The organism is Streptomyces sp. NPDC091292, from assembly GCF_044757265.1.
GTDB lineage: Bacteria > Actinomycetota > Actinomycetes > Streptomycetales > Streptomycetaceae > Streptomyces.
In genome coordinates this window covers 351,970-375,737 of the sequence record NZ_JBIVUQ010000003.1, presented here as the reverse complement: position 1 = coordinate 375,737, position 23,768 = coordinate 351,970, and the positions used below count along the sequence as shown (strand labels likewise).

At 71.8% G+C, this 23,768-nt stretch carries 24 protein-coding genes and 1 pseudogene; 8 read left to right on the top strand and 17 right to left on the bottom strand.

Features of this window, described 5'->3' with window-relative positions; all coding sequences use genetic code 11:
* Window positions 1–17 precede the first annotated feature (17 nt).
* The 5 genes from ACIQNU_RS13010 to sigE form a co-directional block, all read right to left on the bottom strand.
* Window positions 18–632 carry a hypothetical protein gene (locus ACIQNU_RS13010; RefSeq protein WP_401365141.1) on the bottom strand — a complete coding sequence of 205 codons (615 nt, stop codon included), beginning with the start codon at window positions 630–632 and terminating at the stop codon, window positions 18–20.
* 307 nt (window positions 633–939) lie between these two features.
* A complete protein-coding gene (locus tag ACIQNU_RS13005) occupies window positions 940–1,452 on the bottom strand; it encodes a sec-independent translocase (RefSeq protein WP_401365138.1) in 513 nt (170 codons plus the stop codon).
* A gap of 146 nt (window positions 1,453–1,598) precedes the next feature.
* Window positions 1,599–3,317, bottom strand: a complete 1,719-nt coding sequence (locus ACIQNU_RS13000; RefSeq protein WP_401365135.1) for a trypsin-like peptidase domain-containing protein — start codon at window positions 3,315–3,317, stop codon at window positions 1,599–1,601.
* Between the two features lie 154 nt (window positions 3,318–3,471).
* Window positions 3,472–4,416: an anti-sigma factor family protein gene (locus tag ACIQNU_RS12995; RefSeq protein ID WP_401365132.1), complete on the bottom strand. Its 945-nt coding sequence runs from the start codon at window positions 4,414–4,416 to the stop codon at window positions 3,472–3,474.
* Window positions 4,413–5,186 (bottom strand): RNA polymerase sigma factor SigE, encoded by a 774-nt coding sequence (gene sigE / locus ACIQNU_RS12990; RefSeq protein ID WP_401365130.1) that lies wholly within the window; start codon window positions 5,184–5,186, stop codon window positions 4,413–4,415. The genes ACIQNU_RS12995 and sigE overlap by 4 nt, the downstream gene beginning before the upstream one ends.
* Window positions 5,187–5,327: 141 nt before the next feature.
* Here sigE and ACIQNU_RS12985 point away from each other — a divergent pair, with 141 nt between their 5' ends.
* A complete protein-coding gene (locus tag ACIQNU_RS12985) occupies window positions 5,328–6,026 on the top strand; it encodes an O-methyltransferase (protein WP_401365628.1) in 699 nt (232 codons plus the stop codon).
* A gap of 195 nt (window positions 6,027–6,221) precedes the next feature.
* Here the strand turns inward: ACIQNU_RS12985 and ACIQNU_RS12980 are convergent, their stop codons facing one another.
* Window positions 6,222–6,389, bottom strand: a complete 168-nt coding sequence (locus ACIQNU_RS12980; RefSeq protein WP_003966491.1) for a DUF3117 domain-containing protein — start codon at window positions 6,387–6,389, stop codon at window positions 6,222–6,224.
* A gap of 317 nt (window positions 6,390–6,706) precedes the next feature.
* Between ACIQNU_RS12980 and ACIQNU_RS12975 the strand changes: the two genes are divergently transcribed.
* Window positions 6,707–7,510, top strand: coding sequence for an enoyl-CoA hydratase/isomerase family protein (locus ACIQNU_RS12975; RefSeq protein WP_401365127.1), 804 nt, complete (start codon window positions 6,707–6,709; stop codon window positions 7,508–7,510).
* Window positions 7,511–7,549: 39 nt separating this feature from the next.
* Here ACIQNU_RS12975 and ACIQNU_RS12970 read toward each other — a convergent pair whose 3' ends face one another.
* Together ACIQNU_RS12970 and ACIQNU_RS12965 are read right to left on the bottom strand one after the other, a co-directional pair.
* Window positions 7,550–8,137 (bottom strand): DNA-3-methyladenine glycosylase I, encoded by a 588-nt coding sequence (locus ACIQNU_RS12970; RefSeq protein WP_401365124.1) that lies wholly within the window; start codon window positions 8,135–8,137, stop codon window positions 7,550–7,552.
* Window positions 8,134–8,508: a DivIVA domain-containing protein gene (locus ACIQNU_RS12965; RefSeq protein ID WP_401365626.1), complete on the bottom strand. Its 375-nt coding sequence runs from the start codon at window positions 8,506–8,508 to the stop codon at window positions 8,134–8,136. Before ACIQNU_RS12965 ends, ACIQNU_RS12970 begins: the two co-directional genes overlap by 4 nt.
* A 139-nt stretch (window positions 8,509–8,647) precedes the next feature.
* On the opposite strand from ACIQNU_RS12965, the gene folP reads away from it, so the two are divergent.
* Window positions 8,648–9,508 carry a dihydropteroate synthase gene (folP, locus tag ACIQNU_RS12960; protein ID WP_401365121.1) on the top strand — a complete coding sequence of 287 codons (861 nt, stop codon included), beginning with the start codon at window positions 8,648–8,650 and terminating at the stop codon, window positions 9,506–9,508.
* A gap of 49 nt (window positions 9,509–9,557) precedes the next feature.
* On the opposite strand, the gene ACIQNU_RS12955 is transcribed toward folP, so the two are convergent.
* The gene (locus tag ACIQNU_RS12955; RefSeq protein ID WP_401365119.1) at window positions 9,558–10,307 is read right to left on the bottom strand and encodes a TIGR00730 family Rossman fold protein; all 750 of its coding nucleotides are present in this window, start codon (window positions 10,305–10,307) and stop codon (window positions 9,558–9,560) included.
* A 107-nt stretch (window positions 10,308–10,414) separates the two neighbouring features.
* A complete protein-coding gene (gene dapE / locus ACIQNU_RS12950) occupies window positions 10,415–11,494 on the bottom strand; it encodes a succinyl-diaminopimelate desuccinylase (RefSeq protein WP_401365116.1) in 1,080 nt (359 codons plus the stop codon).
* 105 nt (window positions 11,495–11,599) lie between these two features.
* Here dapE and ACIQNU_RS12945 point away from each other — a divergent pair, with 105 nt between their 5' ends.
* The gene (locus tag ACIQNU_RS12945) at window positions 11,600–12,514 is read left to right on the top strand and encodes a heavy metal transporter (protein WP_401365114.1); all 915 of its coding nucleotides are present in this window, start codon (window positions 11,600–11,602) and stop codon (window positions 12,512–12,514) included.
* Window positions 12,515–12,849: 335 nt separating this feature from the next.
* On the top strand, window positions 12,850–13,254 hold the full coding sequence (locus tag ACIQNU_RS12940) for an ATP-binding protein (protein WP_401365111.1): 405 nt from the start codon (window positions 12,850–12,852) through the stop codon (window positions 13,252–13,254).
* Window positions 13,255–13,501: 247 nt separating this feature from the next.
* On the opposite strand, the gene ACIQNU_RS12935 is transcribed toward ACIQNU_RS12940, so the two are convergent.
* The gene (locus ACIQNU_RS12935) at window positions 13,502–14,602 is read right to left on the bottom strand and encodes a bifunctional succinyldiaminopimelate transaminase/glutamate-prephenate aminotransferase (RefSeq protein WP_401365108.1); all 1,101 of its coding nucleotides are present in this window, start codon (window positions 14,600–14,602) and stop codon (window positions 13,502–13,504) included.
* A gap of 102 nt (window positions 14,603–14,704) precedes the next feature.
* Window positions 14,705–15,025: a ferredoxin gene (fdxA, locus tag ACIQNU_RS12930; RefSeq protein WP_073784614.1), complete on the bottom strand. Its 321-nt coding sequence runs from the start codon at window positions 15,023–15,025 to the stop codon at window positions 14,705–14,707.
* A 139-nt stretch (window positions 15,026–15,164) separates the two neighbouring features.
* On the opposite strand from fdxA, the gene ACIQNU_RS12925 reads away from it, so the two are divergent.
* Window positions 15,165–16,178, top strand: a complete 1,014-nt coding sequence (locus ACIQNU_RS12925) for a GNAT family N-acetyltransferase (protein WP_401365106.1) — start codon at window positions 15,165–15,167, stop codon at window positions 16,176–16,178.
* On the top strand, window positions 16,175–16,984 hold the full coding sequence (locus tag ACIQNU_RS12920) for a tetratricopeptide repeat protein (RefSeq protein ID WP_401365103.1): 810 nt from the start codon (window positions 16,175–16,177) through the stop codon (window positions 16,982–16,984). Before ACIQNU_RS12925 ends, ACIQNU_RS12920 begins: the two co-directional genes overlap by 4 nt.
* A 77-nt stretch (window positions 16,985–17,061) precedes the next feature.
* Here ACIQNU_RS12920 and ACIQNU_RS12915 read toward each other — a convergent pair.
* From ACIQNU_RS12915 to ACIQNU_RS12895, 5 genes and pseudogenes are all read right to left on the bottom strand, one after another.
* A pseudogene (locus ACIQNU_RS12915) lies at window positions 17,062–17,327 on the bottom strand (DNA-binding response regulator); the annotation flags it as partial.
* Between the two features lie 234 nt (window positions 17,328–17,561).
* Window positions 17,562–19,514: a hypothetical protein gene (locus ACIQNU_RS12910; RefSeq protein WP_401365100.1), complete on the bottom strand. Its 1,953-nt coding sequence runs from the start codon at window positions 19,512–19,514 to the stop codon at window positions 17,562–17,564.
* 183 nt (window positions 19,515–19,697) lie between these two features.
* The gene (locus tag ACIQNU_RS12905) at window positions 19,698–20,216 is read right to left on the bottom strand and encodes a DUF6113 family protein (RefSeq protein ID WP_401365097.1); all 519 of its coding nucleotides are present in this window, start codon (window positions 20,214–20,216) and stop codon (window positions 19,698–19,700) included.
* Complete coding sequence (gene mshB / locus ACIQNU_RS12900; protein WP_401365094.1) at window positions 20,213–21,130, bottom strand: N-acetyl-1-D-myo-inositol-2-amino-2-deoxy-alpha-D-glucopyranoside deacetylase; 918 nt, start codon at window positions 21,128–21,130, stop codon at window positions 20,213–20,215. Before mshB ends, ACIQNU_RS12905 begins: the two co-directional genes overlap by 4 nt.
* A 71-nt stretch (window positions 21,131–21,201) precedes the next feature.
* On the bottom strand, window positions 21,202–21,396 hold the full coding sequence (locus ACIQNU_RS12895) for a hypothetical protein (RefSeq protein ID WP_389880896.1): 195 nt from the start codon (window positions 21,394–21,396) through the stop codon (window positions 21,202–21,204).
* A gap of 163 nt (window positions 21,397–21,559) precedes the next feature.
* Here ACIQNU_RS12895 and ACIQNU_RS12890 point away from each other — a divergent pair, with 163 nt between their 5' ends.
* A complete protein-coding gene (locus tag ACIQNU_RS12890; RefSeq protein WP_401365091.1) occupies window positions 21,560–23,734 on the top strand; it encodes a prolyl oligopeptidase family serine peptidase in 2,175 nt (724 codons plus the stop codon).
* Window positions 23,735–23,768 lie beyond the last annotated feature (34 nt).

The following is a 23,768-nucleotide window of genomic DNA, read 5'->3' as shown; positions in this document are numbered from 1 at the left end:
GTGACCGGCCGTGTCGGCTACGCGTACGCCGTGAGGTCCTTGACCACGGAGAAGCCGAGCCCGTACGCGCTCATCCCCCGTCCGTACGCACCCAGGTGGACGCCCTCCTGGGTGGACCCGGCGAGGACCCAGCCGAACTCGGACTCGCGGTAGTGGAACGGCGTCGGCACCCCGTCGACCGGCAGCGACAGCGACGACCAGTCGGTGCCCGCCAGATCGTCCGCGAGGACGAACGCGGTCTCGGTCTGCTGCTCCAGCCAGTCGTCCCGGAGGGTGTGGTCCATCTGGGCCGGCCAGGTCACCGCGAGGAGGCCCGAACCGGCCAGCCAGGCGGCCGAGGAGACCGAGGTCGCCTCCAGCACTCCCGTACCGTCCGGAGTCCGCCGGACCGGGTTCGCCGCGACGGTCACGACGACCGCGAAGCGCTGTCTGTCCTCGTCGCGCCCGTCGGCCGCCGTCCGCACCGACGGCTCGTCACCGTGCCCGACCGAACCGTGTTCCACGGCGCCTTCGGCGGACATGCCGACGTGCATCAGCCAGCGCCGCCCGGTGAACGCCTCGTCGAGTCCGTACCAGGGGAACGGCGCCACCAAGTAGTCGTCGATCGTGCGCACCCGACTTGTCGTCTCCATTACCCGGACGCCTCCTCGCTCCAGTCGGACCGGATTGGCCCGCCCCCCTCGGGCGACCTCCTGACAGTCCGCACAACAACTAGGCAGAATAGCCACCTCTCCCCCACCCCTTACGAAACCATCGATGGCGTGGAGCGCAAACCGACCACTACGCGCCAACGACATGCGGAGTACGTCCCGGTGTCGCCCGGTTGACCGGAGTGGTATGGGCGCGGGGACAGCGATATGCGTCACATGGAGGCACAGGGGGCGCGAGGGGTCGCCGGGGGTCGCGGAGGGGACGGAAGCGGTCGCGGGAGGCGTCGCCTCAGGTCGCGTCGGCGTCGAACGGGGGACGCTCGCCCGGGTCGAGTTCCTGCCGCTTCTTGGTCATGTCGATACGGCCACCGGAACCGGAACCTGATCCGGAACCCGATCCGGAACCCGACCCTGCGCCTGCGCCTGCGCCTGCGGATGACGAAGAGGAGGCGGCCGAGTCGCCGTCGGCGGTGTCACTCTCACGGCCGTGCACGGCATCCGTCAGCTCGGCCATTTCCTTCTTCAGGTCGAAGCCGTTCCGGATCTCCTTGAGCCCCAGTTCATCGTTGTCCAGGTGCTTGCGGATGAACGTCTTGGGGTTGAGGTCCTCGAATTCGAAATCCTTGAACTCGGGGCCCAACTCCTCGCGGATGTCCTGCTTCGCGCTCTCCGAGAACTCGCGGACCTTGCGAATGGTGCGCGTGACGTCCTGGATCATCTTGGGCAGCTTGTCCGGGCCGAAGACGAGCACGGCGAGGACGACGAGCGCCACCAGTTCCAGTGGGCCTATGTCATTGAACACCTAGAACTCCTTGCGATGTCCTCGGTCCGCAGCAGGTCGTCCATGGTCCCGGACCGGACCCACGGTACCCGGCGACCCGCTGCGTCCGGAACTGTCCCGTACCCTCCGACCTCTTGTACACGGCAGGTTTTCCTGGACGACCGCTGTCAGTTCCCTCCCGCCGAGCCCAGGACCAGGGCGACCTGCCTCTCCTGGCCGTCGCGCTCCACGGTGAGTTCGAGCCGGTCACCGGGGCGATGGGCGCGAATTTTGACGATCAGTTCCTCGCCGGAGTGCACGCGCTGTCCGTCGACCTCGGTGATCACGTCACCGGCGCGGATCCCGGCCTTGTCGCCGGGTCCCCCCTGGCTCACGGACGGGCCGCCGTCATTGCCCCGGGCGCCGACCCTGGCGCCGTCGCCCGTGTAGTCCATGTCGAGGGTGACGCCGATCACCGGGTGGGTGGCCTTGCCGGTGTTGATCAGCTCCTCGGCGACCCGCTTGCCCTGGTTGATGGGGATGGCGAACCCGAGCCCGATGGAACCGGCCTGCCCACCGCCCAGGTCCGAGCCGCTGTCCGCGGACCGGATGGCGCTGTTGATGCCGATGACCCGGGCCTTCGCGTCGACCAGCGGCCCGCCCGAGTTGCCCGGGTTGATGGGGGCGTCCGTCTGGAGCGCGTCCACGTACGAGATGTCGCTGCCGTCGCCCTTCTCGCCGCCCGCCGTGATGGGCCGCTCCTTGGCGCTGATGATGCCGGAGGTGACGGTGTTGGCCAGGTCGAAGGGGGCGCCGATGGCGACGACGGGGTCACCGACCCGGACGTTCTCGGAGTTGCCGAGCGGCAGCGGCTTGAGCCCGGAGACCCCGGACACCTTGACCACGGCCAGGTCGTAGCCGGAGTCGCGTCCGACGACCTCCGCCTTGGCCGTCTCACCGCTGCTGAAGGTAACCCTTATCTCGCCGCCCGTACCGGCGGGCTCGACGACGTGGTTGTTGGTGAGGATGTGGCCCCGGCCGTCGAGGACGAACCCGGTGCCGGTGCCCTGCTCGGAACCGCCCCGCACATGCAGGGTCACCACGCCGGGCAGTGTGCTGGCGGCGATCCCGGCGACGCTGTCCGGGGCACGGTCCTTGGACTCGACCCCGGCCTGCGGCAGCTCGACCCGGGTCCCGCCGTTCTGCTCCAGATACGAGCCGACGGCACCGCCGATGCCACCGGCGACCAGCGCGAGCGCCAACCCGGCGACGAGCAGCCGCCCCCGGCGCGGAGGGCGCGCCCCACCGTCAGGCACGGCACCGTTCTGCTGGAGCGGCGCGCTCCAGGGGTCGTACCGCTGCCAGGGATCGGCGGCGGATCCACCACCGGCATCCTGGACCGGCACACCGTAGGGCTGGGAGGCGTAGGGCTGGGAGCCCTGGGGCTGCTGTTCCTGATGGCTCTGGTGCCCCTGAGGCCCGTGACTTCCCTGGTGCCCTTGGTACGGCGGAGGCGTCGGGTGGGACGGCATCTGGGGCGGCAACGGAGCGCCTCCCGCCGGAGTGCCGGGCGCCGGACCGCCGGCGGGAGCCTCCGCCATGCTCACCCCGTGCGGAGGCGTCGTCCCCGGATGCTGCACGGGCGGCGCGGGCGCCCACGGCCCCGGGCCCCCGTAGGGCGGGGTGCTGTAGGGATCCGGGTCGTGCAGGGGCCGCACCCGCTCGCCTTCGCCCGGACCGGAACCGCCAGAAACGGAACCTCCGGCACCGACACCGGAACCGGCACCGGAACCAGCCCCCGCCCCACCGCCCACAGACGCGTCGGCACCGGACCACTCCATGCCGGACCGGCCTCCGCGCTGCCCGTCAAACGTCGCACCCTCGCCGTTGGACCTGCCGTCGTCCATGATCTCCCCGCACCTGGCCGGCGGTCCCGCCCTGGGGCGGTCGCACGGCGGTCACCGCACCTCGTCTGGTGGGATCACCGGCCCCGGTTGCCCCGGAGCCGTGTCCCTTCCGGGAATTCAACCAGGTTCGGGCCGCTCGGCGGAGGGTGCCGTGTCAGCGGACCGGCGTGGTGGCAGCTCCGCCGGGCGACGGTGTGGCGCCGGTGACGGGTGCGCCGAGCAGTCCCGGCAGTGGCTCGCCCTGTGCCGTGAGCCCCGACGGGGCCGACGAGAAGGTCGCCGATGCGGCGGGGGGCAGCGCGCGTATGAGCGGGGATGTCGCGGCGGCACCCGCGAGCATGGGCGCCGCGAGAGCGCGGACGGCGTCCGCGATCTCACCGCTCGGGGTCGGCGCACCGGGCAGCAGTGGCGCGGTGACCGATGTGGGGGCGACGGGCGCGGCCAGGGCGCCGCCGGAACGCTGTCCGAGCATGGGTGAGGTCGTCCGCCGCCGGGAGGAGTCGGAGGACGGGACGGCGCCCGCGCCCTGGCTGCGCATCGGTGTGACGTTGTTACTTCCCGTACCCCGGGCGTCGCCACTGGTGTCGGCGGGGAAGCTGGTGGAGACCCCACCGAGCGCGATGGCGGCCAGGGAGACCGCCCCCGCCGCGGCGAACGCGAAGCGCCGGCGGCCCCGCGCGGCGGACCGCTCGGCGTCGGATCTCCCCACGGGGTGGATACGGAACCCTCGCTCGGCCGTCGGCAGGACAGCGGCGTGCGGCCCGGCCGGGGCATAAGTGAAGGGGTCAGAGGTCACGCCGAAGATCCCCCGGCCGAACATTCCCCCGGCCGACGGCAAACCGCCGTCCTCCCCGCTGTCACCTCCCCCGGGCAGCCCCTGGAGTCTGGCCAGGAAGCTCGCCGAAGGAGGCGGGGGCGCCGCCTCCGCGAACACGTTCTTGAGGCGCCGCTGTGCGTCGGCCTCGGCCTTGCACTTGGCGCAGGTGGCGAGGTGGGCGAGGACCCGCTCACGCGAGTCATGGCCCAGCTCGCCGTCGACCAGGGCGGCCAGCCGGTCTCCCAGATGCTGCTCGACAGGTGTCGGACGTGTTCCACTCACGCGGTCGCGCCCCCTCCTCCCAGCGCGGGGGCTCCGGTCACCGCCAGCGCACGCCGCTCGGCACGGGCCTCGGGGGACCGGTGCTGAAGGGCCTTGCGGAGCTGTGAGCGGCCACGATGGATCCGGCTGCGGACCGTGCCGAGCTTGACGCCCAGGGTCGCCGCGATCTCCTCGTAGGAAAGCCCCTCGATGTCGCACAGGACGACGGCGGCGCGGAACTCGGGCGCCAGGGTGTCGAGGGCCTGCTGGACATCGGCGTCGAAGTGGGTGTCGTTGAAGACCTGCTGCGGCGACGGGTCACGGCTCGGGAGCCGCTCGGCGGCGTCGTCCCCGAGGGAGTCGAAGCGGATGCGCTGCTTCCGGCGCACCATGTCCAGGAAGAGATTCGTGGTGATCCGGTGCAGCCAGCCCTCGAACGTGCCGGGAGTGTAGGTGGACAGCGAACGGAACACACGGACGAAGACTTCTTGGGTAAGGTCCTCGGCATCGTGCTGGTTGCCCGTCAGACGGTAGGCCAGTCGATAGACCCGTCCGCTGTGTGTGCTGACGATCTCCTCCCAGGTGGGCGGAGTCCACGACTGCGCGTCCGCGTCGGCGGCGAAGGTCGCGGTCTGTGCGGAGTCGGCAGCGTGGAAACGGTCAGCTGTGTCGGTCACGGATTTCGGCTCACCCGGTGTACGGAGAAGGCGTCGAAACACTCCCCTCCTTTCCCCAGGCGCAGCCGCACCTCCCCTGTCGGCTCTGGTGGTGTCCAGTGGAGCCCCTACCATAGCCACCTCGCCCGTTAGCTCCGGATAAGCGTTTTTACGTGAAATTGGTACGTGCTTCGGGTCATGCGTCTCGACTTGCTCGCCGTCCTGATCCATTTCGTCCCCCCGCTCTGTTCCCCACCCCTCTAAACGCCCGGTCCCATCAGCAGGTTCCCGGGCCCAACGGATACAGTCACGGCCAGGCATCTACGGGGACAGGAGACGGTCATCACCGGCAACCGGCAGACGAGCTGGGCGTTCGCCGACGCCTTTGTCGCCGAGGACGAGGCGCTGCGCTGGGCCCGTGACCGGGCCCGGGAAGCAGGGGTTCGCCCGGTGTCGCCCAGCACGGGCGCCACGCTGCGGATGCTCGCCGCCACCGCGGGCGCCAAGGCCGTCGCCGAGATCGGCACGGGGACCGGGGTGTCCGGAATGCATCTGCTCCAGGGAATGCGGGCGGACGGGGTGCTCACGACCGTGGATCCCGAGCCGGAGCGGCAGCAGTTCGCGCGGCAGGCGTTCCGTACGGCGGGGTTCGCGAGCAATCGGGCACGTTTCATTCCGGGCCGGGCGCTGGACGTACTGCCGCGTCTCGCGGACAGCGGGTACGACCTCGTCTTCTGTGACGGGGACCGTATGGAGTGCCTCGACTACCTAGCTGAATCGTTGCGCCTACTGCGTCCGGGGGGCCTGGTGTGCTTCGAGGGCGTCTTCGCGGACGGTCGCACGGTGGACGCCGGGCCGCAGCCCATGGAGGTCCTGCGGCTGAGGGAGCTGGTGCGGGCGGTGCGGGAGAACGCGGAGCTGCTGCCGTCGCTGCTGCCGGTGGGTGACGGGTTGCTCTGCGCGGTCAAGCGCTGACCCGTGCTTCACCGATCGGCCACACCCCCGCCGATTCGCCGCGGGTTCCTGCGTGTCGTGTGCTGCGTGTCGTGTGCCGGGCGGAGCCCCCTAAACACGGCAGAGACACGGCAGAGCCCCGGCAGCGCGCACGATGCCGGGGCCTGACAGGTGTTACTGAAGGGTGTTACTGAAAGGTATAGTCGCGCTTCCGCGTCAGCCGACGACCTTCTTGAGGGCGTCGCCGAGGGCGTCGGCCTCGTCCGGGGTCAGCTCTACGACGAGCCGACCGCCGCCTTCGAGCGGAACCCGCATGACGATGCCCCGCCCCTCCTTGGTCACCTCGAGCGGGCCGTCACCCGTCCGCGGCTTCATGGCCGCCATGCTCGTTCCCCTTCCTGAAACCAGCTCACCACAGCCGACAGCCCCGCCCAGTCCAGGGCACGCGTCCGGCATCGAACACATTGCTTCCCAGCCATTATCCCGCATCGCGGGACCCGATGACCAACATCAGTCGGCATCGGATGCGCAACGCGCTCCCGCAAAACCACTCAATTCGGCGATGTGGCTGCGATACTCCGCGCCCGTTTCAGGTTTCCGTGCCCGGAATTCTTTGATGCAGGTCACATGCACGGGCCCGGTGATCTCCGCCATGCTGGGCTCGGACGACGACCGAGCAGCCCCGCCGGAGAGGATTCCCCATGGCCGACACCGTGCTCTACGAAGTGAGCGACGGACTCGCGACGATCACGCTGAACCGCCCCGAGGCGATGAACGCGATGAACACCGAGGCCAAGGTCGCCCTGCGCGAGGCGGTGGAAGCGGCGGCGGCCGACGGTGCGGTACGGGCCGTTCTGCTGACGGCCGCCGGGGACCGGGCCTTCTGTGTGGGGCAGGACCTCAAGGAGCATGTCGCGCTGCTGGCGGAGGACCGGGATGCGGGCTCGTCGCAGACGATGAGCACGGTGCGCGAGCACTACAACCCCGTGGTGCGGGCGCTGACGGGCATGGCGAAGCCGGTGGTGGCCGGGGTGAACGGGGTCGCGGCCGGTGCGGGGTTCGGTTTCGTGCTGGCGGCCGACTACCGGGTCGTCGCGGACACGGCCTCCTTCAACACGTCGTTCGCCGGTGTCGCGCTGACCGCGGACTCCGGGATGTCGTGGACCCTGCCGCGCCTCGTGGGTCCGGGGCGCGCCGCCGACCTGCTGCTCTTCCCGCGGGGCATCAAGGCGCAGGAGGCGTACGAGCTGGGGATCGCGAACCGGGTCGTCCCCTCGGCGGAACTCGCCGGCGAGGCGCTGAAGGTGGCCCGCGCCCTGGCGTCCGGCCCGACGGTGGCCTACGCGTCCCTCAAGGCGTCCCTCGCCTACGGGCTGTCGCACTCGCTTGCCGAGACCCTGGAGAAGGAGGACGAACTCCAGACCCGCGCCGGTGCGTCGGACGACCACGTCATCGCGGTGGAGGCCTTCCTGGCCAAGGAGCAGCCCAAGTACGTCGGCCACTGAGGACCTGTCGGCGCGGGGTCCTCGGTGCCTACTCGCTTCCTACGCGGTGTCCCGCGCCACGCAGTCCTTCAGGTGGTCGTTCACCAAACCGCAGGCCTGCATCAGGGCGTAGGCCGTGGTGGGGCCGATGAAACGCAGGCCGCGTTTCTTGAGGGTCTTCGACAGGGCTGTCGATTCGTCCGTGACGGCGGGGACGTCCGTGATCGTGCGCGGGACCGGGCGGGTCGCCGGGTCGGGGGCGTGGGACCAGATCAGGGTGTCCAGTTCGCCCTCGGGCCAGTCGGCCAGTACGCGCGCGTTGCCGAGGGTCGCCTCGATCTTGGCGCGGTTGCGGATGATGCCCGGGTCGGCGAGGAGCCGCTCGGCGTCCCGGTCCGTGAAGGCGGCCACCGACGCGATCTTGAAGTCGGCGAAGGCGGCGCGGAAGCCCTCGCGGCGGCGCAGGATGGTGATCCAGGAGAGGCCGGACTGGAAGGCCTCCAGGCACAGCCGCTCGTACAGCGCGTCGTCGCCGTGGACCGGGCGGCCCCACTCCTCGTCGTGGTACGCGACGTAGTCGTCGGTCGACAGCCCCCAGGGGCAGCGCGGCTTGCCGTCGGGTCCGGCCACGACCCCGCCGGCGGTCACGGTCGGTCCTCGCGCGGGGCGGCGTCCTCGACGGTGTGCTTGACCAGGCCGACGGGCGGTCCCGCGTGCGCACGCGCGCCCGCGAGTGCCGACTCCAGCTCGCCGATACGGGCGTCCCGCTCGGCCAGTTCGGCGCCGAGCCGCCCCAGCGCGTCGTCGACCTCCGCCATGCGGTAGCCGCGGACGGTGACCGGGAAGCGGAGCGCCTCGACGTCGGTGCGGTCGACCGGGCGGTCGGGCGGCAGTGGGTCCGCGAAGCGTTCGGGCGCGGCCTCGGGCAGGGCGCCGCTCTCGCCGCCGCCCACCACGGCGAGCGTCACCGCGGCGACCACCACGACGAGCGCGACCACCAGGAACATGAACATGACCATCTCTGCGGTCCCCACGCTCGGCTGCCGGCCAGGGTGCGGCCGGCAGGAAAACTGTCTGGGTCCGATCGTGCCATGCGCCTGTGACAGTTAAGGTCGCAGGCGACCCATCGACGGGCCGTACACCGGAGGGACTCAGGGGATGCTCAGGCTGGGCAGGCGCGTGTTCGACGCGCACGAACCGGTGATCATGGCGATCGTGAACCGGACCCCGGACTCCTTCTACGACCAGGGGGCGACGTTCCGCGACGAGCCCGCCCTCGCGCGCGTGGAGCAGGCGGTGGCCGAGGGCGCGGCGATCATCGACATCGGCGGTGTGAAGGCGGGCCCCGGCGAGGAGGTCACCGCCGACGAGGAGGCCCGCCGCACGGTCGGCTTCGTGGCGGAGGTCCGCGCGCGGTTCCCCGATGTGGTCATCAGTGTCGACACCTGGCGGCACGAGGTCGGCGAGGCCGTGTGCGAGGCGGGCGCCGATCTCCTGAACGACGCCTGGGGCGGCGTGGACCCGAAGCTCGCCGAGGTCGCCGCCCGGTACGGCGTGGGCCTGGTCTGCACCCACGCGGGCGGCGCCGAGCCCCGTACCAGGCCGCACAGGGTCGCGTACGACGATGTGATGGCGGACATCCTGGCGGTGACCGTCGGGCTCGCGGAGCGGGCCGTGGAGCTGGGTGTGCCGCGCGAGTCGGTGCTGATCGACCCGGGGCACGACTTCGGCAAGAACACGCGGCACAGCCTGGAGGCGACGCGCCGGCTCGGTGAGATGGTCGCGACGGGCTGGCCGGTCCTCGTGTCGCTGTCCAACAAGGACTTCGTCGGGGAGACCCTCGACAAGCCGGTCAAGGAGCGGATCATCGGGACGCTCGCGACGACGGCCGTGTCGGCGTGGCTGGGCGCCCAGGTCTACCGGGTGCACGAGGTGGCGGAGACCCGTCAGGTACTCGACATGGTCGCCTCGATCGCGGGCCACCGGCCCCCGGCGGTCGCCCGTCGCGGTCTGGCGTGACCGGACCGACGGGCGGGACCGTCGGGCCCCGGGGCAACGGGCGTAGCGGCTACCGGCCGACTTCCTTGGTGACCAGGGTGACCGCCTCGTCCACGTCGTCCGTGACGTGGAACAGCAGCAGGTCCTTGTCGGACGCCTTGCCCTGCGCCACGACGGTGCCGCGCAGCCAGTCGACCAGGCCGCCCCAGTAGGCGGAGCCGAAGAGGACGATCGGGAACCGGGTCACCTTGCGGGTCTGCACCAGCGTCAGCGCCTCGAACAGTTCATCGAGTGTCCCAAGGCCGCCGGGCAGCACCACGAACCCCTGCGCATACTTCACAAACATCGTCTTCCGGACAAAGAAGTAACGGAAGTTCACACCGATGTCGACGTGCTGGTTGAGCCCCTGCTCGAAGGGCAGTTCGATGCCGAGCCCGACGGAGATGCCCTTGGCCTCGCGCGCGCCTTTGTTGGCGGCCTCCATGGCCCCCGGTCCACCGCCCGTGATCACCGCGAAGCCCGCGTCGACCAGCGCCCTGCCGATGGCGACACCGGCCTCGTACTCGGGGGTCCCCGCGCGCGTGCGGGCCGATCCGAAGACACTGATCGCGCTCGGGAGTTCGGCGAGCGCGCCGAACCCTTCCACGAACTCCGACTGGATGCGCATCACCCGCCACGGATCGGTGTGCACCCACTCCGAGTCGCCCTCGGTGTCGAGGAGACGCTGGTCGGTGGTGCCGGGCTGGATCTGATCGCGGCGCCGCAACACCGGTCCGATGTGCTGCTCCTCCGGTGGCCCCTGCGTTTCCGGACTGCCCATGAACATCCCCTTCCGCTGACGGTCTTGCCACTTCAGCGTAGGTCTACGGGGATGACGAACGCCGTAATTCGGGATGTCAGCAGCGGGTTATGGGGGTTATGGGCGGTTCAGGCGGTCAGCCAGGACCGCAGCCGCTCCTCGCAGGCCCAGATCTTCGCCGTCTCGACCCGCTCGTCGCGCTTGTGCGCCAAATGCGGATTGCCCGGACCGTAGTTCACGGCGGGCACGCCGAGCGCGCTGAAACGGGACACGTCGGTCCAGCCGTACTTCGGCTGCGGGGTGCCGCCGACGGCCTTGATGAAGTCGACGGCGGCGGGGTGCGAGAGTCCGGGCATGGCCGCGCCGCTGTGGTCGTCGACGACGAACTCCTCGACACCGCAGTCCGCGAACACCTCACGCACGTGCGCGAGGGCGTCGTCGGCGGTGCGGTCGGGGGCGTACCGGAAGTTGACGGTGACCGTGCACACGTCGGGGATCACGTTCCCGGCGACCCCGCCCTCGACGCGGACCGCGTTGAGGCCCTCGCGGTACTCCAGGCCGTCGATCTTCGGGTAGCGCGGCTCGTACGCGGCCAGGCGCGCGAGGATCGGTGACGCGGCGTGGATGGCGTTGGAGCCCATCCACGCGCGCGCGGAGTGCGCCCGTTCGCCCTTGGTGCGCAGGAGGACCCGCAGGGTGCCCTGGCAGCCGCCCTCGACCTGCTGGTCGGAGGGTTCCAGGAGGACCGCGAAGTCGCCCTGGAGCCAGTCGGGGTGGGCATCGGCGACATGCCCCAGGCCGTTGAGGTGGGCGGCGACCTCTTCGTTGTCGTAGAAGACGAACGTCAGGTCGCGGTTCGGCTCGGGCACGCTCTGCGCGAGGCGCAGCTGCACGGCCACGCCCGACTTCATGTCGCAGGTGCCGCAGCCCCACAGGACACCCTCGGCGTCGAGGCGCGAGGGCACGTTGTCGGCGATCGGGACGGTGTCGATGTGCCCGGCGAGGATCACCCGCTCGGCGCGGCCCAGGTGCGTCCGCGCGACGACGTTGTTGCCGTACCGGTCGACCGTGAGGTGCGGCAGCGTGCGCAGGGCGGCCTCGATCGCGTCGGCCAGCGCTGTCTCGGCGCCGCTCTCGGACGGGAAGTCGACGAGCTGCGCGGTGAGGAGTGCGGCGTCCTGCGTGAGGTCGAGGGGTGTGCGATCCATGCCGCCGACCCTAACCCTCGCCGCCCTGAACCCGGACGCTCCCCGCCCGACCCGCACGCTGCCGCCTGACCGGCGTTGTCAGTGGCAGCCACTACCTTGGAAACCGTGCCTGAGCCCCCTGTCCCCGTACGGCGCGGTCGCCTCCTGCGCATCGGGGCGGCCGGCGCGGTGCTGCTCGCGGTCGCGGGCTATGTGATCGCGCAGTACGTGACCGGCGGACGCCCCGCGCCGGGCTGCGAGGTCGTCTCGGCCAGGGGCGACGGCTCGTCGTACGACATCTCGTCGGAGCAGGCCGTCAACGCCGCGACGATCGCCGCCGTCGGCCTCACGCGCGGGATGCCGGAGCGGGCGGTGACGATCGCGCTGGCGACGGCGCTCCAGGAGTCGGGGCTGCGCAATCTCGGCCACGGCGACCGGGACTCGCTCGGCCTGTTCCAGCAGCGACCTTCGCAGGGCTGGGGCACGGCTAAGGAGATCCGGGACCCGGCGTACGCGTCGGCCCGTTTCTACCAGCATCTGGCCGAGGTCCCGGGCTATGCGCGGCTGCCGCTGACGGACGCCGCGCAGCGCGTGCAGCACAGCGCCTTCCCGCGGGCGTACGCGAAGCACGAGCCGGACGCGACCCTGCTGTCCGCCTCGCTGACCGGCCGCGCCCCGGCCACGCTGACCTGCCGGGACCGGCCGGGCCCGCGCGCGGGTTCGCCCTCGCGGGTGCGGGCCGCGCTCGTCCGGGACTTCGGGCGGGACGTCCTCCAGGTGAGCGCGGCGACCTCCGGATCGGCGGCGCGGACCGTGACCGTGCCGGTGGCCCCGACCGCCGCGTCGTCCGGCGACACGTCCGGTGACGCGGCCCGGCAGCGCGGCTGGGAGGTGGCGCACTGGGCGGTCGCCAACTCCTCGGCGCTGCACATCGAACGGGTGACGTTCGCGGGCATGGAGTGGACGGCGGGCGCCTCGCCCACGAGGTGGCACAAGGCTGTCGGCGACGGCGAAGACGTCCGTATCGTCACCGGGCAGTAGTTCGGCTCCTCACCCGTTCGGTGGAGCGCGGTCCGGTCGCGGCAAGGCTTCCGGGACCGGTACCCCGGGCGTACGGCGGGCTTCGTGAATCCCTTGCCACCACAGGGCCGTAAGGATTCAGCAGGCATTAGGTACGAGTGGTGTTTGCCCGTTTTTATCCGCAGCAGATTATGCGATGCATTGCCAACTCTTTACGTTGGGGCACCGCAACCTTCGGCGGCTTCGAGCGGTAGTCAGGGCGTCCTAGGGGCCGGGAACGATCAAGCCGGTGGGCCGAACAGCGGCCATCGGAACGGCCCGGACACTCCAGCGTCTCTTCCGTCTTAAGGAGCACCATGTCCCTCCCCCTGACCCGTCGGATCGCCCGTGTCGCGCTGCTCGTCGCGGCGGGAGCGGCACCCGTGGTCGGTGCGGCCGGCTCCGCGAGCGCCGTTGATCTTCCCACCAGTGCCCCCCTGGGTGGGCTCACCGCCCTCGACGGCGCCAGCGTCGGCAACAACGTCGACGGTGCGGCCCAGAAAGTCACCAAGACCGCCGGGGAGACCGGTGGCACGACCGTGAAGAAGGCCGTTCCGGCGGCCGGTAAGACCGTGGGCAAGGGGGCGAAGACGGCTGCGCCTGCTGCTCAGAAGGCTGCCGGGGACGTCGGTGGTAGTGCCGGTGAGGTGCTCGGTGGGGTGACCGGGGCCGCGGCGCCCGGTGCGGGGCAGTTGCCCGTGAATGGGTTGCCGCTCGGCTGACGTTGCCGGTTGCTGGGGGTCGGGGGGCTGTCGCCCCCCGGCCCCCTCTTTTGTTTGCCGGGGGCACTTGGCGGGTGGCCGTCGGATGGGGTTGTGCCCACCCGTTCCGCCGTGCGGAACGCCTGCCCACAACAGGACCGGGCCCGGGTCGAGGGTGGGCACCGCCGTGCGGAACGCCTGCCCACAACGGGACCGGCGGTCTCCACAACGGGACGGTGGTCTCCAGAACGGGACCGGGTGGGTGGGGCTAGAGGCGGGATGCCGCCGCTGCTACTCGTTCGTCTGTTGCCGTCAGGGCCACCCTGACGAAGTTCGCTCCCGCTGCTCCGTAGAAGTCGCCCGGGGCCACCAGGATGCCCAGGGTTGCCAGGTGGGCGACCGTGGTCCAGCAGGGTTCGTCTCGGGTGGCCCAGAGGTAGAGGCTGGCCTCGCTGTGTTCGATGCGGAAGCCGTGGTTCTCCAGGGCCGCGCGGAGGGCGGTGCGGCGGGCCAGGTACCGGGCGCGCTGCTCGTGCACGTGCTGCTCGTCGCCGAGCGCCGCGACCACGGCCGCCTGGGTCGGCGCCGACGTCATCATCCCACCGTGCTTGCGGAGCTGGAGGAGCGGGCCGAGCACCGCCGGGTCGCCCGCGGCGAACGCGGCGCGGTAGCCCGCCAGATTCGACCGCTTCGACAGGGAGTGGACGGCGACGATTCCCTCGTACGAGCCCCCGCACACGTCCGGGTGGAGTACGGAGACCGGGTCCGCCTCCCAGCCCAGCTCGATGTAGCACTCGTCCGAGAAGACCAGCACGCCGTGCTCGCGCGCCCACGCCACGATCCGCGCCAGCTCGTCCTTGGACAGCACCCGGCCGGTCGGGTTCGACGGCGAGTTGAGCCACAGGAGCTTCAGCCCTGCGGGGTCGAGGTCCGTCGGGTCGTCGTACGCGACGGGCTCGGCGCGGGCGAGGCGGGCGCCCACCTCGTACGTCGGGTAGGCCAGACGCGGGTAGGCGACCTTGTCGCCGGGGCCGAGGCCCAGTTGGGTCGGCAGCCAGGCGACGAACTCCTTGGAGCCGACGACCGGCAGCACGTTGCGATGGGTGAAGTCCCGTGCGCCGAGGCGCCGCTCGCACCAGCCCGTGATCGCGTCGCGCAGCTCCGGGGTCCCCCAGACCGTGGGGTAGCCGGGCGAGTCGGCCGCCGCCACCAGGGCCTTCTGGATCAGCTCGGGGACGGAGTCCACCGGGGTGCCGACGGACAGGTCGACGATGCCGCCGGGGTGGGCCGCCGCCGTCGCCTTGTACGGCTCCAGCTTGTCCCAGGGGAAGGCGGGAAGACGGTCGACGGGTGCTTCGACTGCGGACACGGAACTCACTCTCTCGTACTCACTACGGCCGTACGGGCAAACGCCTCGGTCCCGTACAGCGGCTGGGCCGTACGGGACCGGGTGAAGCGGGGCGGGCCGCTTCTACTGGTTCTGCGGCGGCAGCGCGGCGATGAAGGGGTGGTCGCGCTCGATCAGGCCGAGCTTGCTGGCCCCGCCCGGCGAACCCAGCTCGTCGAAGTACTCGACGTTCGCCTTGTAGTAGTCCTTCCACTCCTCCGGGGTGTCGTCCTCGTAGAAGATCGCCTCGACCGGGCAGACCGGCTCACAGGCACCACAGTCGACGCATTCGTCCGGGTGGATGTACAAGGACCGGGAGCCCTCGTAGATGCAGTCGACCGGGCACTCCTCGATGCACGCCTTGTCCTTGACGTCGACACAAGGCTGCGCGATGACGTAGGTCACGCTGTCGTTCCTCCTCGATAGGGCGCCGGCGGGCCTCCACAGGCTCCGCCGCCTGGCGCGCGGGAGCGCGGCTCGTCGATGCCCGCACCTAGTATCTCCGTTCCTGGGCTTGAACCGAACAGGAGGGGTGGGCACAGCTGTGGATTTCGCCGCGGGAGGCCGACTTGAGGTCCGGATCACCGCTGCTGACGTGGGCAAACGTGTATCTGTACGCCGGGTGGTCCAGGAACCGGGAGATCCCCTGAAGTTCAGCGACACGGTCGGGGTTCTCACATCCTGGGACAACGGTGTGCTGATGATCACCCGGCGTACCGGCGAGGCGGTGCGGATCGAGGAGTCCGCGCTCGTCGCGGGCAAGGTCGTACCGGCCGCTCCGGCGCGTCGCCGGGGGCCTGCGGCGTCGTACGGGGAGCTGGCGCGGGTCGCGGCGCGGGCCTGGCAGCCGGTGGAGAGCGAACGGCTCGGCGACTGGGAGCTGCGGGCCGCCGCCGGCTTCACGCGGCGCGCCAACTCGGTGCTGCCGCTGGGCGATCCGGGGCGCCCGCTGGACGCGGCCCTGACGGCGGTACGGGAGTGGTACGGGCGCCGGGGGCTGCCCGCGTACGTCCAGACGGCCACCGGGGCCTCCACCGGGGCCGAGGGGACGCAGGAGGCGCTGTGCGCGGAGCTGGCGGCGCGGGGGTGGGTGCGGGAGGTGTCGGCCGAGCAGCGGATCGCTCCGCTCGCGCCGGTGGGGGATCTGGACGTGTACGTGGACCAGGTGCGGCTTTCGCGCTCCGTGGACGACGCGTGGCTACGCCGGTATCAGCGGTTCCAGGTGCCGGGGCCGCATGTCCTGAAGGTGCTCGGGGCCGGGCCCTCGGTCTGGTTCGCCTCTGTGCCGGGGGAGGCAGGCGGGCCGTGTGCGGCGATCGGGCGGTGTGTCGTGGACGGGCGGTGGGCCGGGTTCATGGCGGTCGAGGTGGACGAGACGGTGCGGCGGCGGGGGCTGGCGACGGCGGTCATGGCGGCGCTTGCGCGGCGGGCGCTGGCGGAAGGGGCCTCCGCCGCGTGGCTCCAGGTCGAGGCCCGTAACGCGGGCGCGATCGCCTTGTACGACGGGATGGGGTTCGGGGTGCATCACGCGTATCACCACTATCGGGAGCCCAAGTGAGGGAACAGTTCGCCGAGGCCGCGCGCAGTGAGCGGCCCGACCTCGCTCTGTTGTGCCTGCTCATCGGGGCTGCCGCCGATCCCGGGCTCGACGAGGGTGGGATGGACCGGGCTCAGATCGAGTTGGACCGGTTGGCCGGGATGGTGCCGTTCCGGCCAGGGGGGCCTCGGGACTGGGCCGTCGCGCTGGCCGGGGTGCTCGGGGAGCGGGAGGGGTTCCATGGGACGGCCGGTGACTATCAGCGGCTGGAGTCGTCCCTGTTGCACGAGGTGCTGAGGCGTCGCAGGGGGCTGCCGATCCTGCTGTCCGTGGTCTGGATGGAGGTCGCGCGGCGGGCGGGCGCCCCGGTGTACGGGGTCGCGCTGCCGGGGCACTTCGTGGTCGGGTTCGGGCCGCCCGCCGATCAGGTGCTCGCCGATCCGTTCGATGGGGGACGGGTGCTGACCGGCCCTGACGCGGATCTGCTCGTCGCCGGTGCGACCGGCGCGCCGCTCGACCCGGCGATGCTGGTACCGGCCGATCCGCTGGAGATCGTCCTGCGGATCCTCAACAACATCCGCGCCTGGGCGGCGGCCCGGCCCGAACGTTCCGACGTGGCGCTGTGGGCCGTCGAGCTGTCCCTGCTGCTGCCGTCGCATCCGGCGCGGCTCCGGTACGACCGGGCGCGGCTCCTCGTCGAGCGCGGCGCGTATCGGCTCGGGGCCGCCGAACTCGACGCGTACGCGGAGATCGTGGAGCCGGTGGACGGCGCGGCGGCGGAGTTGATCCGGGGACAGGCGAGGGCGGCTCGCGCGCTGCTCAACTGAGACCGGACCAAACCCGAACCAGGCCCCCACCGCCCCCAGGTTCACATCTGGCCCACCTCGCCGACGATCCGTACCGCCTCGGCGTTGCCGGAGCCGTCGGCCGCCGCGCACAGGACCTCGCGCTCACACTCCGTCAGCGGGTTGGCGCCCTCGGCGAGCGCGGTGTCGGCCGGGGTCGGATCGATGACGCGTTCCCCGGCGAGCACCGCGCGTACGGCGGCGGCGAGTTGGGCGGCCGGGGCGTCCTTGACGAGGAAGGCGTCGGCGCCGGACTCCATGGCCGCGCGGAGATGGCCGGGGCGCCGAAGGTGGTGCGGACGACCAGCTCGAAGTCCGGCAGCGCCGCGTACGCCTCGGCCGCCGGGTCTTGCCCCGGAGTACCTGGCGTAGGACACCGATGACGTCCTCCGGGGTCACCGCTGTCTTCTGGCCGGTGGCCCGCGTTATCGGGACCCTCGGACGGGAGCAGCCCCGGGACACGCCGAGGCTTCATCGCCACCACCGTTAGGCACCCAACCCCGGCCCTGCCGACCTGCGGTGGCCCGGCTCTCCCGGGCTGCCGCCGACTCCCCTACCTCTACGCCGGATTCGTCTCGATCGTTCCGATGCGTTCCGCCGGGGTCTTGCCCCGGAGTACCTGGCGTAGGACTCCGATGACGTCCTCCGGGGTCACCGCTGTCTTCTGGCCGGTGGCCCGGGTGATCAGGACGCCGTCGAACGTGGTGCCGTAGAGCTTCTTCAGCGCTGCTTTGTCGTACTTCTCGACCAGCTTGCCGTCGATCGCCGTGACGCTGAGGATCTGCGGCAGCGACTTCTCCGGGCCGAACGGGATCGAGGCGGCGCCCGCCTTGATGGTGACCAGGCCCGACATGGCCGGCTCCGCGAACTCCTTCATCATGCGGTCGACCTCCTCCTTGGACACGGAGGGCTGCTGGGTCGTGACGGCGACCGGTACGGGTGTGCCGCCGCCGGTCTCGACCTGCGTGCGGTACGCCTCCTCGACGGCCGTGGTCGACCCGGCGACATCGATCCCCTTGCCGGGCTTCCCGTACACGGCGACGGCCTTGCCCGGCTCGAACGTGATGGTGCCGTCGTTCGCGGAACCGCTCGCGGAGCCCTCCACGGCCCGCGCGAGCTGCGCGCGCAGCTTCTCCTCGTCGACGGGCATGACCGGCTCGACCACGCGTTCCTGACCGAACAGCGAGCCGATGACGGAGACGGGGTTGTAGTCGCTGACCGCCGCCGCCTGGACGGTCGCGTCGGTGTCGAGGGTCAGTCCGGCCTGGTCGGGCCGCAGCGGCACCTTCTTGCCGTCCACGGCGAGCTGCATCGGCTTGGTGATCCGGTCGCCGAACGCCGCGTCCAGCTTCTTGACGGCCTCGTCGCGGGTGCCGCCGCCGATGTCGACGCCGAGCACCGTGGTGCCCTTGGGGACGTCGGAGTGGTTGAGCAACAGGCCCGCGCCGTAGACGAATCCGCCGATCACGAAGAGGCCGACGACCAGCAGGACGAGCTTGTTGCGGCCCTTCTTCTTCGGGCGTGACGACCGGTCCGACGCGGGCGGCAGGTTCTGCTGGACGGGTTCCGGCAGCTTCGGCGGGGTGTGCGGCACCGGTCCTTCGGGGTGGGCGCCCGGCGCGAAGGGCGCGTTCTGCGCGGACGGCACCACGGGGATACCGCTGGTGAGGGTGTGCCCCGACACGTTGTCACCGGCACCGTCCGGCATCCCGCCACCGCCGGGCACGCCATGGCCGCCCGGCGGTACGGGGGCGGGCTGCTGCGGGGTGAGGATCGCCGTGTCGTCGTTCATGCGCGGCGCGGTCAACGGGCCGTCCCCGCCGACCGGACCACCGGTCGGACCGCTGGGGCCGATGGGGCCACCGAGACCGTTCGGGCCGTGACCCTGCCCGTTCTGCGTGTTCTGCGTGAAGTACGGAAGCTCGCCGTGGCGCTGGTCCCCGCTCAGCGGGTCCAGGCCCGCCCCCGGTGAACTCCCTCCGCCGGAAGCCCCGTTTGCCGACGCGGGCGGCGCGCCCGTACCCGAACCCCCCGGCGGCGGCCCCGACTTGCGCGGTGCGAACCAGTCGCTGGTCTTCTCACCGGCAGGACCGGCAGGACCCGCGGAACCGGCCGGCCCGGAACCGTTGCCCGACGGGGAGCCCGGCGCCGGGGAGCCGGCGGGGGCCGGGCCCATACCCGTACCGGAACCGTTCGTCCCGCCGTGGCCCGCGCCGCCGTTCCCGTCCCGGTCGCCGTCGAGCGCGGACGCGTCCGCGTCGGACATCGGCGTACGCATCACGACCGGCGGAATCGGCCGCGAGCCGGGGATGTTGATGCGGATGCGCGTGGTCAGGGTCGTCTCGGTCTTGCGCTCGTCCGACGGAGGACCGGCGCCCGGCCGGCCCTCGTCCGCACCCTCCGGGGCAGCGGCGCCCTGTGTGGGGGTGCCGTAGGGCGGCGTCCCCGACGGGTAAGCGGCTCCTCCGCGCCCATGAGGCCCGGAGGACGAACTGTCAGTTTCACGACTCAAGGCAGGATCTCCCGGTTGGCTCCACCGCCCGTCTCGACCTCACTTCTGGGGGTCCCCCCTGCCGGAGGTTGGGGGAGGCTCGGCGGCGCGCACCACCATACTGGCCGCGGGCGGCGCACAAACTGCGGTGGCGTGCGAAACCTGTGCGGGCTCGGGACCCTCGTGATACGGCGAACTGGTACGTCACTTGCCAAGTCGGACAGGACGGCCGTCCGGTTGCGGCCCCCGGCCCAGGGTGGCACACATCACAGCCACGGCCATCCCGCCGAGCAGGAAGAGATACGAGCCCGCGCCGGCCGCGAACATGAAGTCGCCCTCCGGCCGGGTCGCGGTCAGCAGCAGCACCGCGACGAGCCATCCCCCGGCGGGCGCGACGGCCCCCGCGCGGGACCGGGCCAGGGCCGCGCCGCCGAGGTACAGCCCGGCGGAACCGGCGAGCGCGAGCAGCAACCCGCCGGGGAACAGGCCCCCTTGGACGAGGGCGCCCGCGGCGCCGACCAGCAGACCGAGCACGAAGAGGACCACGTACAGCAGGATCCGGCCCGGCCGGGGCTTCTGCGCGAGGTAGTCGCCGGGGGCCGGGGACGGGGGTACGGGGGTGGCCTTGCCCGCGGGCCTTTTACCGGCCGGCCCCTTGCCGGTCGGTCCGGTGCGCGTCGGGCCTTTGCCCGCGGGGCTCTTGCCGGTCGGACTGGTACTCATCGGGCCGTCGCCCCTTCCGTCTTCGCGGACGCGATGCCCGCGAACAGGTCCCGCTCCGGAACCACTCCGCCGAGGGTGCCGCGCGCCAACTCGTAGTACTCGGTGCCGAACAGCGGCTGCGCGAGTGCGTTGGAGAGCGCGAACCAGGGCTCGGCGACCGCGATCTGGGTGGCGTGCGCGCGCATCGCCGCGGCCTTCGCCGTGACGTACGCGGTGCCGTCCACGGCGGTCGTGACGACCTCGTCGGGCACCACTCCCGGTACGTCACCGAGGTCGGCGGCGGCCGGGAACGGCAGGTCGGGCAGGGCGTCGGGCAGCGGTGCGAAGCCCGCTTCGGCGACGGAGCGCGGAAGCCGGTTCCAGTAGATCTTCGCGATCGTGTGCGGGGCGCCCAGGTCGCGCCGGAAGGCGCCTTCGGCGGCGAGGTCGGCGGCGCGCATGGCGACGCGGTGCGCCTTGATGTGGTCGGGGTGGCCGTAGCCGCCGTCGGGGTCGTAGGTGACGAGGACCTGGGGGCGGACCTCGCGGACGATCTCGACCAGGTGTCCGGCCGCCTCGTCGAGGTCGGCGGACCAGAAGGAGCCCGCGCGGTCGTTCTGCGGGAGGCCCGTCATACCGGAGTCGCGGTAGCGGCCCGCGCCGCCGAGGAAGCGGTGGTCCTGGACGCCGAGTTCCTTCATCGCGGCGGCCAGTTCGCCGATGCGGTGGGTGCCCAGGGTGTCGTCGCGGTCGGCGGTCAGGTGCGCCAGGCCGGGCGGGATGACCTCGCCCTCCTCACCGAGGGTGCAGGTGACCAGCGTGACCCGGGCACCCTCGGCCGCGTACCGGGCCATGGTGGCGCCGGTGGTGATCGACTCGTCGTCGGGGTGCGCGTGGACGAAGAGCGCGCGGCGACGTGGGAGGGCATCCGTCATGGGGCCAGCCTACGATTCCGGCGGCCCCACGCTGTCCATCGGCCGGGAGTCAAGAACATGGCGACCGGGCGCTAGAACTTGATGCCCCCGATCATCCCGGCGACATTCGTCGTGAGTTCGCTGATCGTCGGGGCGATGGAGGAGCTGGCCAGATAGAAACCGAGCAGCATGCAGACGATGGCGTGGGCGGCCTTCAGTCCCGACTTCTTGACCAGGATGAAGACGATGATCGCCAGCAGCACCACCGCCGAAATCGAGAGTGCCACGGCGGTTCACCTCCTAAAAGACCGGTCTCGGGACATGCGTGGGGCACCAGAGGGGTTCCTACCCACCCAGCGCCACGGATCATAACTTTCCGTGCGTACGCATGGATCGCACAGGGTCGGCTCACGGCAGCACGAGGGGGCGCATGCGCCATAAGGTCGAGGGATGACAACAGAGCCCCTGTCGTTCCCGCGTCAGCACGCCCGCACCCAGCGCTTCACTTCGGGCGCCCCTCGCGCGTTCACCGTCGCGCCCGACGGGACACGCGTCGTCTTTCTGCGTTCCCGTTCCGGTACCGATCGGGCGAACCTGTTGTGGGTGACGGATCCGGCGACGGGTGAGGAGCGGGTCGCGGCGGATCCGTCGGCGCTTCTGGGGGGCGCGGCGGAGCGACTGTCCGCGGCGGAGCGCGCGCGGCGCGAACGCAGCCGTGAGGGCGGCGCGGGCATCGTCGGCTATGCGACGGACGCGGCCGTGGAGCTGGCGGCGTTCGCGCTGTCGGGCCGGCTGTTCGCGGCGGAGCTGCGCGCGGGCACGACCGTGGAGCTGCCGGTGCCGGGGCCTGTGCTCGACCCGCGCCCGTCGCCCGACGGGCGGCACATCGCGTACGTGGCGGGGGGCGCCCTGCGGGTCGTGGGTCTCGCCGGGGGGCAGGAGGGGCCTGACGGGGCGGGTGACGCGGAGGCGCCGCGCGTGTGGGGCGCCCCGGTCACCCTCGCCGAGCCCGAGACGGACACCGTCACCTACGGCCTGGCGGAGTTCATCGCGGCCGAGGAGATGCACCGGTACCGCGGATTCTGGTGGGCGCCCGACGGGCAGCGGCTCCTCGTGGCGCGCGCGGACGACGCGAAGGTGCGCCGCTGGTGGATCGCGGACCCGGCGCACCCGGACCGTGAGCCGTCCCGGGTCGCGTACCCCTCGGCGGGCACGCCCAACGCCGAGGTGCGGCTGTTCGTCCTCGGCCTGGACGGCTCGCGGGTCGAGGTCGACTGGGACCGGGCGCGGTACCCGTATCTGGCGCGGGTGCACTGGTCGTCGGCCGGGGCGCCGCTGCTCCTTGTGCAGGCCAGGGACCAGCGCGGTCAGCTACATCTCGCGGTCGATCCGGACGACGGTTCGACGCGGATGGTGCACGCCGACGAGAGCGAGCAGTGGCTCGAACTGTTCTCGGGGGTGCCCTGCTGGTCGCCGAGCGGGCAGCTCGTGCGGATCGCGGACGAGGGCGGCGCCCGGGTCCTCGCGGTGGGCGACCGGCCGCTGACGGGCCACCAGGTGCAGGTACGGGCGGTCCTCGACGTGTCCGACGACGATGTGCTGATCTCCGCCTCTGCGGGCGAGGGCGCGGCTGATCCGGAGACCGGCGAGGTGCATGTGTACCGCGTCAACGAGCTGGGCATGGAACGCCTCTCGCAGGAGCCGGGGGTGCACTCGGCGGTCCGCTCGGGCGGCGTGACGGTGTGGGTGTCGTCGGTTCCGGGAGAGCCGGGCGCCCAGGTGCGGGTGGAGCGCGACGGGAAGCAGGTGGCAACTGTCGCCTCCTGCGCGGAACGTCCCGGTTTCAGCCCGCGCGTGACACTCACGGAAGGGGGCACGCGCCGGATCCCGTGCGCCGTCCTGCTCCCCTCCGCTTACGCCGAGGGCGACGGTCCGCTTCCGGTCCTGCTCGATCCTTACGGCGGTCCGCACGGTCAGCGGGTCGTGGCGGCGCACAACGCCCATCTCACCTCGCAGTGGTTCGCCGACCAGGGGTTCGCCGTGGTGGTCGCGGACGGACGGGGCACCCCGGGCCGCTCGCCCGCGTGGGAGAAGGCGGTACGGCACGACTTCACGGTCACCCTCGACGACCAGGTCGACGCGCTCCAGGATCTCGCCGGGCGCTTTCCGCTTGACCTGTCGCGGGTGGGGATCCGGGGCTGGTCGTACGGCGGGTATCTGGCGGCGCTCGCGGTGCTGCGGCGGCCCGATGTGTTCCACGCGGGCGTCGCGGGCGCCCCGGTGACCGACTGGCGCCTCTACGACACCCACTACACGGAGCGCTACCTCGGCGATCCGGCGGCTGCCGACGAGGCGTACACGGCGAGTTCGCTGGTGGACGACGACGGTCTGGTGGCGCCCGCCGAAACGCACCGGCCGCTGATGATCGTGCACGGCCTGGCCGACGACAATGTGGTGGCCGCGCACACCCTGCGCCTGTCGTCGGCGCTGCTCGCGGCGGGCCGCCCGCACGAGGTGCTGCCGCTGTCGGGCGTGACGCACATGACGCCGCAGGAGCAGGTCGCGGAGAATCTGCTGCTGCTCCAGGTCGACTTCCTGAAGCGGTCGCTCGGCGCCGGGGCCTGAACGGGCGACCGGCCGGGGCGACATGGCGCGCCCC